The organism is Paraburkholderia oxyphila NBRC 105797 (assembly GCF_000685075.1).
Classification (GTDB): Bacteria; Pseudomonadota; Gammaproteobacteria; order Burkholderiales; family Burkholderiaceae; genus Paraburkholderia; species Paraburkholderia oxyphila.
Genome location: NZ_BAYD01000004.1, coordinates 18,492 through 32,998, shown reverse-complemented (window position 1 = coordinate 32,998; position 14,507 = coordinate 18,492). Strand labels below are relative to the sequence as shown.

General features: G+C 64.7%; 13 protein-coding genes. 4 read left to right on the top strand and 9 right to left on the bottom strand.

Going from position 1 to position 14,507, the window contains the following annotated elements:
- Window positions 1–183: 183 nt before the first annotated feature.
- Window positions 184–1,602 (top strand): methyl-accepting chemotaxis protein, encoded by a 1,419-nt coding sequence (locus BO1_RS02965; RefSeq protein ID WP_245643693.1) that lies wholly within the window; start codon window positions 184–186, stop codon window positions 1,600–1,602.
- A gap of 91 nt (window positions 1,603–1,693) precedes the next feature.
- Here the strand turns inward: BO1_RS02965 and BO1_RS02960 are convergent, their stop codons facing one another.
- From BO1_RS02960 to BO1_RS02945, 4 genes are all read right to left on the bottom strand, one after another.
- Entirely contained in the window at window positions 1,694–2,512 is an 819-nt protein-coding gene (locus BO1_RS02960) for an ABC transporter permease subunit (protein ID WP_028216276.1), read from the bottom strand.
- Complete coding sequence (locus BO1_RS02955) at window positions 2,509–3,444, bottom strand: ABC transporter permease subunit (RefSeq protein WP_028216275.1); 936 nt, start codon at window positions 3,442–3,444, stop codon at window positions 2,509–2,511. The genes BO1_RS02960 and BO1_RS02955 overlap by 4 nt, the downstream gene beginning before the upstream one ends.
- Window positions 3,441–4,604: an ABC transporter ATP-binding protein gene (locus BO1_RS02950; protein WP_028216274.1), complete on the bottom strand. Its 1,164-nt coding sequence runs from the start codon at window positions 4,602–4,604 to the stop codon at window positions 3,441–3,443. Before BO1_RS02950 ends, BO1_RS02955 begins: the two co-directional genes overlap by 4 nt.
- A gap of 154 nt (window positions 4,605–4,758) precedes the next feature.
- Entirely contained in the window at window positions 4,759–5,859 is a 1,101-nt protein-coding gene (locus BO1_RS02945) for a polyamine ABC transporter substrate-binding protein (RefSeq protein WP_028216273.1), read from the bottom strand.
- A gap of 502 nt (window positions 5,860–6,361) precedes the next feature.
- Here BO1_RS02945 and BO1_RS02940 point away from each other — a divergent pair.
- Window positions 6,362–6,565 carry a DUF1289 domain-containing protein gene (locus BO1_RS02940; protein WP_028216272.1) on the top strand — a complete coding sequence of 68 codons (204 nt, stop codon included), beginning with the start codon at window positions 6,362–6,364 and terminating at the stop codon, window positions 6,563–6,565.
- Window positions 6,566–6,682: 117 nt separating this feature from the next.
- Here the strand turns inward: BO1_RS02940 and BO1_RS02935 are convergent, their stop codons facing one another.
- From BO1_RS02935 to BO1_RS02925, 3 genes are all read right to left on the bottom strand, one after another.
- Entirely contained in the window at window positions 6,683–7,327 is a 645-nt protein-coding gene (locus BO1_RS02935; RefSeq protein WP_028216271.1) for an OmpW/AlkL family protein, read from the bottom strand.
- Window positions 7,328–7,411: 84 nt separating this feature from the next.
- Window positions 7,412–8,602 carry an NAD(P)H-dependent flavin oxidoreductase gene (locus tag BO1_RS02930; protein WP_028216270.1) on the bottom strand — a complete coding sequence of 397 codons (1,191 nt, stop codon included), beginning with the start codon at window positions 8,600–8,602 and terminating at the stop codon, window positions 7,412–7,414.
- Window positions 8,603–8,772: 170 nt separating this feature from the next.
- Window positions 8,773–10,206 carry an aldehyde dehydrogenase family protein gene (locus tag BO1_RS02925; protein WP_028216269.1) on the bottom strand — a complete coding sequence of 478 codons (1,434 nt, stop codon included), beginning with the start codon at window positions 10,204–10,206 and terminating at the stop codon, window positions 8,773–8,775.
- A gap of 191 nt (window positions 10,207–10,397) precedes the next feature.
- Here BO1_RS02925 and BO1_RS02920 point away from each other — a divergent pair, with 191 nt between their 5' ends.
- The gene (locus tag BO1_RS02920; protein WP_245643692.1) at window positions 10,398–11,150 is read left to right on the top strand and encodes a uracil-DNA glycosylase; all 753 of its coding nucleotides are present in this window, start codon (window positions 10,398–10,400) and stop codon (window positions 11,148–11,150) included.
- Window positions 11,151–11,279: 129 nt separating this feature from the next.
- Here the strand turns inward: BO1_RS02920 and BO1_RS02915 are convergent, their stop codons facing one another.
- Both BO1_RS02915 and BO1_RS02910 read right to left on the bottom strand, forming a co-directional pair.
- Window positions 11,280–12,872 carry an ABC-F family ATPase gene (locus BO1_RS02915; RefSeq protein ID WP_028216267.1) on the bottom strand — a complete coding sequence of 531 codons (1,593 nt, stop codon included), beginning with the start codon at window positions 12,870–12,872 and terminating at the stop codon, window positions 11,280–11,282.
- Between the two features lie 236 nt (window positions 12,873–13,108).
- Window positions 13,109–14,011 carry an NAD(P)-dependent oxidoreductase gene (locus BO1_RS02910; RefSeq protein ID WP_043283643.1) on the bottom strand — a complete coding sequence of 301 codons (903 nt, stop codon included), beginning with the start codon at window positions 14,009–14,011 and terminating at the stop codon, window positions 13,109–13,111.
- Between the two features lie 231 nt (window positions 14,012–14,242).
- Here BO1_RS02910 and BO1_RS02905 point away from each other — a divergent pair, with 231 nt between their 5' ends.
- On the top strand, window positions 14,243–14,452 hold the full coding sequence (locus BO1_RS02905) for a dodecin (RefSeq protein ID WP_028216265.1): 210 nt from the start codon (window positions 14,243–14,245) through the stop codon (window positions 14,450–14,452).
- Window positions 14,453–14,507: the final 55 nt, after the last annotated feature.

Genomic DNA, 14,507 nt, shown 5'->3' with positions numbered 1-14,507 from the left:
CGGCCCGTATTCCCCGATCATAGCCCCTTGCACCGCTCGCGCGCTAAAGTCCCCGCGCGGCCTGCCGTAAACGCGTTGAAATCCCGACGCTCGCGCGCTTGCTGCGCGACGACCGGGCGCGACACGTCACACAAGAAAAACACACGGACAGCTATGCATGGGGTCCGGATAAGGAGACACCTGATGACAGTTTTGCGCATGGGCTGGCGCGGCCACCGCCGCACCGGGAAATCGGCTTCGATCGTCGGCGATATCGCCGCGCACGCGGGCCGGCTAAGCATCGAAATCTGCGACGTGTCCGGCCATGTCGACGCCGTTGCCGAGCGCGTCCAGCACCAGGCCGGCGTGTGCCACGCGCTGCGCGAGTCGGCCGCGCACACCCTCGCGGGCAATCATCAAATCGCCACCGCGGCGCGCGCCATGCGCGAACTGAGCGCGGGCACCGCCGCCACCGTGCAAGCCTCGCAGCAAACCATCGAGGCGTCGCTCGACGATATCCATGGCCTCGTCGAAGGCGTGACCGTCATCGAGAGCCAGATTGGCGCGCTGAAGAGCGCGCTCGCGCACGTCTCGAAGGTCTCCGAAGAAATATCGCTGATCGCCCGGCAGACCCAGCTGCTGGCACTGAACGCCGCCATCGAAGCGGCGCGCGCGGGCGAGATGGGCAAGAGCTTTGCCGTCGTCGCGGCCGAGGTCAAGAACCTCTCGGCCAAGACTGCGCAGGCGACCGGGCAGATCGAGCAGACCCTCGCCCAGCTCACGCAGCAGACCGAACGGCTCTGCGCGGAAGGCGCCGCCAACACCGAGCGCGCGCATCGCGTGCGCGAGGGCACGCACACCATCGGCGAAGCGGTGCACAGCACCGGCGACGCCATCACGCAGCTCGATGCGCACGCCGGACAGATCGCGCAGCTCACGGGCGAGATCGAGGCGAAATGCGACGGCCTGGAAACGCAGGTGAGCCAGATGGCGAACGGCGTGGAAGATTCGAGCCGCAATTTCGCGCAGGCCAAGGACCAGCTCGGCAAGCTGCTCTCGGTCTCCGAAACGCTGATCGAGCTCTCGGCCGCCACCGGCGTTCAGACCGACGACACACGCTTCATCGAGGCCGTGCAGCGCGCGGCGGCGCAGGTCGGCAAGCTGTTCGAGGCGGCGCTCGCGCGCGGCGAGATCGCCACGACGGACTTGTTCGACCAGACCTACGTGCCGGTGCCCGACACGAATCCGCAGCAGCACGTCACGCGCTTCGCCGCGTTCACCGACCGCGTGCTGCCCGCCATCATCGAGCCGCTGCTGGCCCTCGACGAGCGCGTGGCGTTCTGCGTGGCGATCGATCCGCGCGGCTACATTCCCACGCACAACCGCAAGTTCTCGCATCCGCAGGGCAGCGATCCGGTCTGGAACGCCGCGCACTGCCGCAATCGGCGCATCTTCAACGACCGCACCGGCGTGGCGGCGGGCTCGCATACGAAACCGTTCCTGCTGCAGACTTACCGGCGCGACATGGGCGGCGGCCAGTTCGCGATGATGAAGGACGCCTCCGCGCCCATCGTCGTGAACGGGCGGCATTGGGGCGGCTTGCGCATGGGATACCGGCTCTGAGCTTTGCGTGAAATCTGGCCGATAACGCAAAACGGCGCGTGAGCCGAAGCCCACGCGCCGCTTTCCACGGAATCGCCCGCTTGCGAGCGCGTCAGACCGCCATCGCCATGCGCTTGCGCTCGGCGCGCTGCATGAAGTAGTTGCCGACGATCACACCCGCCGTCACCACGAGGATGAAGAGCGTTGCGAGCGCATTCATCTCCGGATTCAGGCCAAGGCGCACGCGCGAGAACACCACGAGCGGCAGCGTCGTCGAGCCGGGGCCCGAGAGGAAGGCCGAGAGCACGAGGTCGTCGATCGAGAGCGTGAACGAGAGCAGCCAGCCCGCCGCGAGCGCCTGCGAGATCAGCGGCAGCGTGATCTGGAAGAACACCTTGAACGGCGTGGCCCCCAGGTCGAGCGCGGCCTCCTCCAGCGAGGGATTGAGCTCGCGCACGCGCGACTGCACGATGATGGCCACATAGGAGATGCACAGCATCACGTGGCCGATCCAGATCGTGAACACCCCGCGCCCCGCCGGCCAGCCGAACAGCTTGCCCATTTCCACGAACAGCAGCAGGAGCGAGATGCCCTGGATCACTTCGGGAATCACGAGCGGCGCATTGATCATGCCGGTATAGAGCGTGAAGCCGCGAAAGCGCCCCATGCGGGCGAGCACGAAGCCCGCCCAGGTGCCGATGATCACCGAGGCGAACGCCGTCATCAGCGCGACGCGCAGCGAAAGCCACGCGGCCGTGATGAGCTCGTCGTCGGTCGCGAGCGCCTGGTACCAGCGCGTCGAGAAACGCGTCCACACGGTCACGAGCTGCGAATCGTTGAACGAGTAGACGATCAGGCTGAGGATCGGAATATAGAGGAACGCGAAGCCGAGGCCGAGCGCGATGAACATCAAGACGCGATTCGGCTTCATTTGCCGCGGCCCTCCAGCTCTTTGGCCTGGAAGTGCTGGAACAGCGCCATCGGCACGAGCAGCAGCAGCACCATCGCGCAGGTGACGGCGGAGGCCATCGGCCAGTCGGCGTTGTCGAAGAACTCGTTCCACATGACGCGGCCGATCATCAGCGTGTTCGCGCCGCCGAGCAACTCGGGGATCACGTACTCGCCCACCGCCGGAATGAACACCAGCAGGCAACCCGCGATGATGCCGTTCTTCGAGAGCGGCAGCGTGATCTCCAGGAACGCGCGCCACGGCTTCGCGCCCAGGTCGTAGGCGGCTTCGAGCAGCGTGAGGTCCATTTTCACGAGGTGCGCGTAGAGCGGCATCACAAGAAACGGCAGATACGAATACACCATGCCGATATAGACCGCGGTGTTCGTGTGATAGAGCTCGATCGGCGTATGGATGAGGCCCGTCGACATCAGGAAGTTATTCAGCAGTCCGTTGTTCTTCAGGATGCCGATCCACGCGTAGACGCGGATCAGGAACGACGTCCAGAACGGCAGCATCACCGCCATCATGAGGATGTTGCGCGTGGCCGGGTTCGATCGCGCAATGTAGTACGCCATCGGATAGCCGATCAAGAGACACAGCAGCGTCGAAATGGCCGCCACCACCACCGAATTCACGTAGGTCGCGAAATACAGGCTGTCCTGGAACAGGAACGCGTAGTGCGAGAGATCGAGCGCGATGTGCCAGACGCCGTCCGTGTACGTCGTGAGCTCCGTGTACGGCGGAATCCCGAGCTGCTGGTCGGCGAAGCTGATCTTCACGACCAGGATGAACGGCACGAGGAAGAACAGCAGCAGCCAGAAGAACGGGCCGGCCACCACGGCCGTGCGGCCGGTCAGGTTGAAGCGCTGCGCCGGCCAGTTCAGGATGCGCTTGAAGGTCAGCGTGGTCATGAGGTCAGCACCACGCCAGCCGATGCGCTCCAGCGCACGTAGACCTCGTCTTCCCAGGTGGGCGAATCGATCTCGGAGAGCGCGAGGCTCGACATGTTCGCGATCACCGTCTTGCCCGAATCGAGCTTGACGTGATAGAGCGAGTAGCCGCCCATGTACGCGATGTTCTTGACGACGCCCTTGCCCCAGTTGAAGGTTCCCTCGGGCGGCTTGCGCGTGAGCGCGATGCGCTCGGGGCGCACCGAGATCGTCACGGGCATGCCGAGCGGGCCGGTAATGCCGTGGCTCACGTAGAGGCGCACGGGCAGGTCCGGCGATTCGATGAACACGTGATCGGGCTCGTCTTCCACCACGTTGCCCTCGAACAGGTTCGTCGAGCCGATGAACTCCGCCGAGAAGCGGCTATTCGGAAATTCATAGACTTCGTTGGGCGCGCCGAGCTGCACGATTTGGCCTTCGCTCATGACGGCGAGGCGGTTGGCCATCGTCATCGCCTCTTCCTGGTCGTGCGTGACCATGATGCAGGTGACGCCCACCTTCTCGAGAATATTGACGAGCTCGATCTGCGTGCGCTGGCGAATCTGCTTGTCGAGCGCCGACATTGGCTCGTCGAGCAGCAGCAATTTGGGGCGCTTCACGAGCGAGCGCGCGAGCGCCACGCGTTGCTGCTGGCCGCCCGAGAGCTGATGCGGCTTGCGCTTCGCGAAGCGCGACATCTGCACGAGCTCGAGCGCGGCGGCCACGCGATCCTTGAGCTCGCCCTTCTTCACGCCTTCCTGGCGCAGCCCGAAGCCGACATTGGACTCCACCGTCATATGCGGAAAGAGCGCATACGACTGGAACATCATGTTGACCGGGCGGCGGTACGGCGGCAGCACCGCGAGATCTTCGCCGTCGATCAGGATCTTGCCCGAGGTGATCGTCTCCAGACCCGCGAGCATGCGCAGCAAGGTGGATTTGCCGCAGCCCGAGCTGCCGAGCAGCGCGAACAGTTCGCCCTTCTTGACGGACAGGTTGACGCCCTTGACGGCCGTCGTTTCGCCGAACTTCTTGACGACGTCGACGACCTGCACGAAGTTGTCCGCGGCCGAATCTGCCGCGGTGAAGCCCGAAGGCAGCGCGCCGGAGGCTACCGGCACGCTCGTCTGGTCACTCATGATTCTCTCTGCCCTGCCTGGTTCTGCCTTGATGCTGGACGGGGTTGACGAACAAAGCCCCCGGCATCGTGCCGAGGGCTCGGGTAAAACGGTCACTGTGCGCTAACCGGGCGCCAAGCGCGCGCTGAAGGCGGCCGGGAACTCACGCGCCGGCGCGTCAGCGGCCCGACTTGAATTCGGTCCACAGACGCGTCTGCAGGCGCTGGATCTCAGGCGGCAGCGGCTTGAGCAGGAACAGCGTCTTCAGGACTGCCGGCGGCGGGTACACGGCCGGGTCGTTGGCGATGTCCTTGTCCACGTACTTGCGCGCTTCCATGTTCGCACTCGGGTAGTAGACCGCATTCGTGATGGCCGCGTGAACCTGCGGCGTCTCGATGTAGTTGATCCACTCGGTCGCGGCTTCCTTGTGCTGCGCATCCTTCGGGATGGTCATCACGTCAAACCAGATCGGCGCGCCGCCCTTCGGAATGTAGTACTCGATCTTGTACGGCTTCTTCGCGTCGATGGCGCGATGCTTGGCGATCACGACGTCGCCCGACCAGCCGTAGGCGAAGCAGATGTCGCCGCCGACGAGGTCGTTGATGTAGCCCGACGAGTTGAACTGCGTGATGTACGGACGGATCTTCTTCATCATCGCGAGCGCCGCGCGATAGTCGTCCGGGTTCGTCGAGAGCGGGTCCTTGCCGATGTAGTGCAGCGCGGCTGCAAACATCTGGTCCGGCGCGTCGAGCACGGACACGCCGCAGGCCTTCAGCTTCGAGATGTACTCGGGCTTGAAGAGGATGTCCCAGTTGTCGAGCGGCACATTCTTGCCGAGGATCTGCTGCGCCTTCGTGACGTTATAGGCGAGACCGGTCGTGCCGTAGGCCCAGGGCACGGCGAACTTGTTGCCCGGATCCGCGCCGGCAACCAGCGCCATCAATTGCGGATCGAGATACTTGAGGTTGGGGATCTTCGACTTGTCGAGCGGCGCGAAGATGCCGGCGGCGATCTGCTTGCCCGCGTAGTTGCTGGTCGGCACGACGATGTCGTAGCCCGAATTGCCCGCGAGCAGCTTGGCCTGGAGCGTGTCGTCGCTGTCGTAGTTGTCGTACTTGACCTGGATGCCGGTCTGCTTCGTGAAGTTCGGAATCGTGTCCTTGGCGATGTAGTCGGACCAGTTGTACACATTCAGTTGCGTATCCTTCGCCACCGACGTCAGCCACGGCGCCGCGCACAGCGCGAGCACAGCCAGCTTCGCCAAAACCCGTTTTTTCATCCCGTTCTCCGCTTGTTAGCCTGCCTTTAGCCTGGATCCGGCCTGGCCGCGAGCCCCCTCGCGCTGGCCGTCCACCTTGCCTGTCTGCCGCGTCCGGCGCGGCTCCCCTGCACTTACCGAACCTACCATCAAACATGCCATGCGACAAAAAAAGCGCGCCGGCGTGTCGCGCAAACGGAACAGGATCTGCCGCGCAGTGAGGACGGTCACCGTAGATGGCTATAGGGGACGGTAAATCGCGCGCAATTTTAGCCGTTTATCCGGTCCTGTCCACCAAAAAAACGGCCTGCACAACTGTCGTGCAACGCCGTTGCCCGCCCGGCCGTGCGCCCGTCCGGCTGAATGAATTCGTAAGGCATGCACTACGCATTCGGCCCTGCCGTTGCCCCCTCAGCCAACCGGACAAAGAAGACGGCGCCGGCGAATCGGTTAACATAGCGGGGTTTTCCGCACGGCCGGTGCGCATGCTTGCGCGCCGGCCATCCCGCCCCAAGACATATCGATGGCCTCCAATCTCCACGACCTCCCCGACAGCCCGTGCATCGGCGTGTGCTCGACACTCTTCGACGAAATCTGCAAAGGCTGCGGCCGCACCGCGACGGAAGTCTCGAACTGGGTCTTCCTGACCGACGAGGAAAAGCGCGCCGTCTGGATGCGCATCGAGCGCGAGGGCACCGCCATGCGCTTTCAGAAGAACCGCGCCTAGCCGGCCGCGCCTGGCCGGCCGTGGCAGGCCAGTCGAACCAGGTGAAAAAAAAACGCCGGACGAGCCGGCGTTGCTTTCGTGTCGACGTTGCGCAGGGCTCACCTCGCGCGCCGGCCATCAGAACTTCATGCCGACACCCACGCCCACCACGAGCGGATCGATATAGAGCGTGCCGAGCGACGAGCCATTGAGCGACGCGCCCGTGCGCATCCAGATCTTCTTGATGTCCGCGTTCACGAAAACGTTCTTCGCGACCTGATAATCGACGCCGAACTGCAGCGCCGGGCCGAAGCTATGGTTGTCGATCGACACGGACTGATCGCCGACGTGCAGACCGTTGTTGTAGAACAGCGTGTAGTTGATGCCGGCGCCGACGTACGGCCGGAACACACCCGCGTTGTTGAAGTGATACTGCAGCAGCAGCGTGGGCGGCAGCACGCCAACGCCGCCCAGCGCGCCGAGACTCGACGTGATCTGGTTGCGCGAGGTGCCGAGAATGAGCTCGGCGCCGATGTTGTTCGTCACCATGTAGGTGAAGTCGAGCTCGGGAACGATCGCGTTGTTGACGTCCGCCTTGATCGCATTGAGGGTGCCGTTCGAGCCCACCTGCGGCGTGATGGCGATCGCACGCAGGCGCACGAGCCAGTCGCCCGCGTAAATGCCCGTGTCGGGTGTGCTGGCAGCGTGAGCGGCCGATGCGGCGAAAGCCGCACCGAACGCGAGTGCGGCGGCCGCCGCGATGGTTTTGAATTGCCTCTTCATGATGGTTATCCCCGTTATCCCTGCGCTGATTCGCAAGTCCGTAGGAATTTTCAACGGGGGGCTCCATCGCGAATTTGATGTCCGTCAGGTCAGCGCAAATGCCGCCCGATGTGCGACAGCAGGCCGCGAAACTCCGGTCAAAAGCAGCTCCAGAAGGTCCCTTACGCTGCGGATGGCGTTGCCAAATGGCAACGCTTCGCGGCCACGGAAGAACAGGCCATTCGCCACGTCGCCGCGCAACGCCGCCGCAAGACGGGTATCGATGCAGAAATGGCCGAATTTTTCGATGCCGTCGCGCAGACCGCAGATCGACAGACATTCGAGCCCGGTCGGGCACGCGTTCTTGACGAGGCCGATCTTGTTGCGGATGCGCGATTCGTTGCGCAGATAACGGTCGAGCCAAGGCGTCTTCACCGCACGCGCGGGCAGCCCGGTCACGCTCACGAACTCGACGATATCCTCCGGTTTGGCGTCGACGAGCACGCGCTTGAAGTTCGGATGCGCATCGCCCTCCTCCGTCACGGCGAACGGCGTGCCCACCTGCACGCCGTTGGCGCCCGCGTCGAGCCACTTGCGCACGGCCTCGTGGCTGTTGATGCCGCCCGCCACGATGAGCGGCACCTCGCGGCGCGTGATGCCGAGCGACGCATAAACGCCGTCGAGCTCCTCGAAGATGCGATCGAATGCGAAGCGCTCGTTGCCCATGTCGGCGATATCGGTCACGCCGAGATGCCCGCCCGCGTGCGCGGGATGCTCGAGCACGACGGCGTCGGGCAGACGCCCTTTCTTCATCCACTTCTTGAGCACGAGCGAAACGCCGCGCGCATCGGAAAGGATCGGCACGAGCGCGATGTCCACGCCCTGGGTGAGATCGGGCAGATCGAGCGGCAGGCCCGCGCCCATGACGATCGCATCGGCGCCATGCTCGCAGGCCGCGCGCACGTAGTCGGCATGGGCATTGACCGCCTTCATGACGTTCACGGCAATCATGCCGTTGCCCTGCGCGAGCTTGCGCGCGGCCTCGATCTCGCGGCCGAGCGCGACGAGATTCGCGCGCGCGAGCGTCTCATGCCGCGGGTCGGCGCGGCACAGCGCGATGAGGTCGGGGTGATGATGACGCAGGTCGATGCTCGCGATGGTGCCAAGCGCGCCTTCGCGCGCGACGCTGCCCGCGAGCCGGTGCGCCGAAATGCCGACGCCCATGCCGCCTTGCACGATGGGCAGCAGTTGGCGGCCGCGGATGTCGAGCGGCGCGAAAGAATGTGTAGGAAACATGGAGACCCGCTTTGCGTTGTCGATGACAAAGCGTCAATGGTCGCGCGCCGCCCACGAATGATATTGATAAATATCAATAAAAAATGCGGAGAACCGCAAAGATCTCCGCATTAATGACACATATCAAAACGTCGCACCGAAACATTTGCAAGGCGCGAATCGGCGTCAGATCAAGGTTTCGGCGCCTTGAACTGCATCGACTTGTACTCCAGGTACTCTTCGAGACCGTATACGCCGTTCTCGCGGCCATGGCCCGACTGCTTGAAGCCGCCGAACGGCGCGGCCATGTTCCAGGTGCCGCCGTTAATGTCGATCTGGCCCGTGCGGATGCGGCGCGCCACGCGTGCCGCGCGCTCGTCGCTGCCGGCCCAGACGGCGCCGCCCAAGCCGTAGAGCGAGTCGTTGGCGATCGCCACGGCGTCGTCCTCGTCTTTGGCCGTGAGGATCGTCAGCACCGGTCCGAAGATCTCTTCCTGCGCAATGGCGGCGTCGCGCGGCACGCGACCGAACACGGTCGGCTTCACGAAGAAGCCCTTCGTCACGCCCGCTGGCAAGCCCGTGCCACCCGTCACCAGTTCGGCGCCATCGGCAATACCGCGCTCGATGTACTGCTGCACGCGCTCTTGCTGCACCTTCGAGGCGAGCGGCCCGAGCTTCGCCTTCTCGTCGCGCGGATCGCCGACCGTGTAGGCTTCCACGGCCTCCTTCGCGAGTGCGCGCGCTTCTTCGTAGCGCGCTTCCGGCACGATCATGCGGGTGTGCGCCGAGCAGGTCTGCCCGGAGTTCAGGAAGCAGGCGCCCACAGTGCCCTTCACGGCCGCCGCGAAATCCGCGTCGTCGAGCACGACCGAGGCCGACTTGCCGCCCAACTCGAGCGCCACGCGCTTGACGGTGGCCGAGGCCACCTCCGAGACGCGCTTGCCCGCGCGCGTCGAGCCCGTGAACGAGACCATGTCGACGTCGCGATGACGCGCGAGCAATTCGCCGACCACCGGCCCGTAGCCGGTCACGAGATTGAAGACGCCCGCGGGCAGGCCCGCCTCGTGAATGGCCTCGGCGAGCACGAACGCGTTGAGCGGCGCCACCTCGGACGGCTTGAGCACGACGGTGCAGCCCGCGGCGAGCGCGGCGGCCACCTTGAGCGTGATCTGATTGAGCGGATAGTTCCACGGCGTGATGGCCGCGACCACGCCCACCGGCTCGCGCACGACCAGCGAGTTACCCACGCGTTCCTCGTATTGGAACTCGTTCGCGAGCTTCGCATAGGCGCCCCAGTTGTAGACGGGACCGCCCACCTGGATCGCGCGAGCGAGCTTGAGCGGCATGCCCACTTCGCCCGCGATCAACTGGGCGAGCTCGTCGGTGCGGGCCTTGAGGTTATCGGCGATTTTCTGGAGATACGCGCCGCGTTGCTGCGGACTCGTTGCCGCCCATGTGTCGAAAGCGGCGCGCGCGGCGGCGATGGCCGCTTCGGCATCGGCTTCGTTGCCTTCGGGGATGCGGCCCATGACGGCTTCGGTGCCCGAATCGATCACGTCGATCGTGCCCTTGCCGTGCGGGGCGACCCATTGGCCGTTGATGTAGAGCTGCTCGTAGTGGTTCATGGTGTCTCCGTGTTCGTTCGCATTTGCCGCGCAATCTCCAGTCTGCGCGGCGGCAACTTTCTATTCTAGCGTGCTTGACGGTTACGTAAGGTGTTGCGCGCGCGTGGCGCGCATCGAATGCCGGGCGCCATGCGATACGTAAATTGACGAGCTGATAGAGTCGTGAAAACGCCTCGCCGGACGTCGCTTCCATGACCGCCGCTCAAGACTTCGTTCAGCGCCTCGCACAGTGGCCTCGTATGGCCAATGTATTCAACCCCTGGTCCGAAGCGGATGAGCGCGACGCGCCGGCAGTGGACGCGCCAGCGATTCGCCAGCAACAACTGGCCGTGTATCTCGAATGCCGCCGGGCAAGCGCCAAGATCATACTGATCGCGGAGGCGCTGAGCTACCGCGGCGGTCGCTTTACGGGCATCGCCATGACTTCCGAGCGGATTCTGCTGGGCAAAGACCCCGTGCTCAATGAGCGCGCCACGCGCTTGAATCTCAATCCCTTATGCGACTTGCGTCCCGGCCTGGCCATGCGCACCAGCAACCCCGGTACGCTTGCCAGAGACACCGACCGCAAGGACGGTGTCTATGAACGAACGGCCTCGATCGTCTGGCGAACGATGCTTGACAACGGGTTCGCGCCGATGGACTTCGCGCTGTGGAATGCGCTCCCGTTCCACCCGTTTATCGCGGGGAACACCCAGAGCAACAGAAGTCCCTCGAGTCAGGAATTGCTGGCGACGAAGCACATCCTGGCCGACTTCATCAGCCTGTTCTCCCAACCCGTGCACTTCGTCGCGTTAGGGAGAAAAGCCGAACGCGCTTTGGAAGATCACCTGCCAGCGCCCGTACGCGAGCAGCTCTGGCGTGCCCGGCACCCTGCGGCTCGAGGGCAAGCGCGTCCCACGAGGATGCTGGACGATGTCGTTCGAGAACTCACGCCGCTCCAGTGACAGCCCATTCGTTACGCGCGACGAACCGGTAGCCAATAACGGAGCGCGCGCGTGCAGACCGCAAAAGCAAAACGGGCGACGCATTCGCGCCGCCCGTTTTCAGTCATTGCTCAGCCTGACACCCAAGCCTCAATGCAGCCCCTGGCTCGCGAGGAAGTCCTCGTAGTTGCCGCTGTAGTCGTTGATCTTGCCGTCGGTCTTCACTTCGATGATGCGGTTGGCGAGACCGTTCACGAACTCGCGGTCGTGCGAGACGAAGATCAGCGTGCCTTCGAACTTTTCGAGCGCGATCTGCAGCGACTCGATCGATTCCATGTCCATGTGGTTGGTGGGCTCGTCCATGAGCAGCACGTTGTGGCGGCCGAGCATCAGCTTGCCCCAGATCATGCGGCCCTTCTCCCCGCCCGAGAGCACCTTGACCGACTTCCGGATGTCGTCGGCGTTGAAAAGCAGACGGCCCAGCGTGCCGCGCACGGATTGCTCGTCGTCGCCTTCCTGACGGTACTGGTCGATCCAGTCCATCAGCGTGACATCGGCCGGAAACTCTTCGTACGTGTCCTGCGGCATGTAGCCGATGTTCGCGTTCTCGGCCCACTTCACCGAGCCGTTATCGACGGCCAGATTGCCGAGCAGCGAGCGCAGCAGCGTGGTCTTGCCCGCGCCGTTCTCGCCGATGATCGCGATGCGCTCGCCCGGCTGCACGCTGATGCTGAACTTGTTGAAGATGCGACGTTCGTACGTCTTCGTGATCTCTTCCGCGACCACGACGATGTTGTGCAGCTTCTTCTCGAATTCGAAGCGGATAAACGGGTTCTGACGCGAAGACGGCTTGAATTCCTCGATCTTGATCTTGTCGATCATCTTCAGGCGGCTGGTAGCCTGACGCGCCTTGGACTTGTTGGCCGAGAAGCGGCGCACGAAGTCCTGCAGGTCGGCCACGCGCTCCTTCGCCTTCTGGTTCGCGGCCTGCTGACGCTCGCGCGCCTGCGCGGAAGCGAGCATGTAGTCGTCGTAGTTGCCCGGCCAGACCTTCAGCGTGCCGTAGTCCATGTCCGCCATGTGCGTGCAGACCTGGTTCAGGAAGTGTCGATCGTGGGAGATGATGATCATCGTCGAGTTGTACTCGTTCAGAACATCTTCCAGCCAGCGGATCGAGTTGATGTCGAGGTTGTTGGTCGGTTCGTCGAGCAGCAACACGTCCGGCTTCGAGAACAGCGCCTGCGCGAGCAGCACGCGCAGCTTCCAGCCCGGCGCCACGCCGCTCATCGGGCCGTTGTGGAACTCCGTGCCGATACCGATGCCGAGCAGCAGCTCGCCCGCGCGCGCTTCGGCCGTGTAGCCGTCGTACTCGGCGAACTTCGCTTCGAGTTCGGCGGCGTGCATGTAGTCGTCGTCGGTCGCCTCGGGGTTCGCGTAGATCGCGTCGCGCTCGGTCATCGCGGCCCACATTTCCGTGTGGCCCATCATGACGACGTCGAGCACGCGCACGTCTTCGTACGCGAACTGGTCCTGGCGCAGCTTGCCCAGACGCACGTTCGGCTCGAGGATCACGGTGCCCGAGCTCTGCTCGAGGTCGCCACCGAGGATCTTCATGAACGTGGACTTGCCGCAACCGTTCGCGCCGATCAGGCCATAGCGGTTGCCTTCGCCGAATTTGACCGAGATGTTCTCGAACAAGGGCTTCGGCCCGAATTGCATGGTGATGTTGGCGGTAGAGAGCACAGCGCGTCCCGGAAAGTAGATCGACGAAAAACCTGTAATTTTAGCAGGTTATGCCAGTTCGCGCGCGGCTGCCAGCGCTCTGGCCTCGCGAGCGCGCCCGGGAAAATTACCGGAAATTCGTGGCAGATTCGTGCGATGCGCAGGCTCCCTGATCCAGGCCTGGGGGCCCTGTGGGGGGCCGGGGAGCCTGGAAACCAGCGGAGCCGCCTGCCGCCTGGCTCCCCGGGCCGGGACCCTCAGCCGCGCCGCGGGATCTGCAGGACGTCGACGAAGCCCGAGAGGTCCGCCTCGGCCAGCCCCATCGCCGCGCCAAGGCGCAGGATTTGCTGCACGGCGCCCGCGACCGGCATCGGCGTGCCAGTCTGGCGCGCGGCGTCCGCGACCGTGTCCACGTCCTTCTGGAACGTTTTCAGCGCGCCGATCGGCGCGAGGCCCTCCTGGGTCATGCGCGGCACGAACGTGCGCAGCAGCGTGGAGTCGGCCCAGCCGCCCGCGAGCGCCTCGGGCAGCTTGGCGGCGTCGATGCCGCTGCGGCGCGCGAGGCCCACCGCCTCGGCGATCGCCGCAACCGTCGCCGTGACGATCGCCTGGTTGCACAGCTTCGTGGTCTGGCCCGCGCCGGGGCCGCCCATGTGCGTCACCCGCGCCGCATAGGCGGCAAGGATCGGCGCAACGGCGTCAACGTCTTGCGCCGCCCCACCCGCCATGACCGCGAGCGAGCCCGCCTGAGCGCCCGCCACGCCGCCCGAGACCGGCGCATCCACCCAGCCCACGCCAAGCGCCGCTGCGCGCGCGGCCAGCTCGCGCGTCAGCTCGGGCGGAATGCTCGAGTGATCGACGATACAGCGCACGCGCACGCTTCGCCCGCCCTCGCCCTCTGCGCCGGCCAGCAAGCCGTGTTCGCCGAACACCACCTGCTCGACCGCGGCGCCGTCCGCGACGCACAGCAGCACCACGTCCGCATGCTGGGCCAGCTCCGCCGGTGTGGCGGCAACCTGCGCACCGTCGGGAACCAGCGCCTCGGCCTTCTCGGGCGTACGGTTCCACACGCGCACCGCGTTACCCGCGCGCAACAGGTGGCGGATCATCGGCGCGCCCATCAAGCCCGGTCCGCAAAATCCCAGTTCCTGCTTCTGCATCTTCTTCGTCTCCTGCTTCGTGTCTCGCTACGTTCCGGCTCATTGCACTTAAAAGTTCGCACCGCGCCGTCCGTTCATGGCCGGCACGCCCGATGCGGCGCAATGGCGAGGCGCCATGATACCGGCCCGGCGTGCGCATCGGCGGCCTGGCACTCGCCGGACCGTTGCCTATACTCGATTGACGCGTGAGCCGAACGCGCCGCCCGAAGCCCGCAAAAAGGAGACATTGTCATGAACGACCACGTCTACAAGCAGATCGAACTCACCGGCTCCTCCACCGTCTCGAGCGATGACGCGATACGCTGCGCCATCGCGCGCGCCTCGAAAACGCTGCGCCATCTGCACTGGTTCGAAGTCACCGAAACGCGCGGGATGATCGAGAACGACCAGATCACACGCTGGCAGGTGACGATCAAGGTGGGGCTGCGCATCGACGAATGAAGTACGGGCCGCGCGGTCCGGATTCATGCCCCAAAAAGCGAACGGCTGCGCGAGC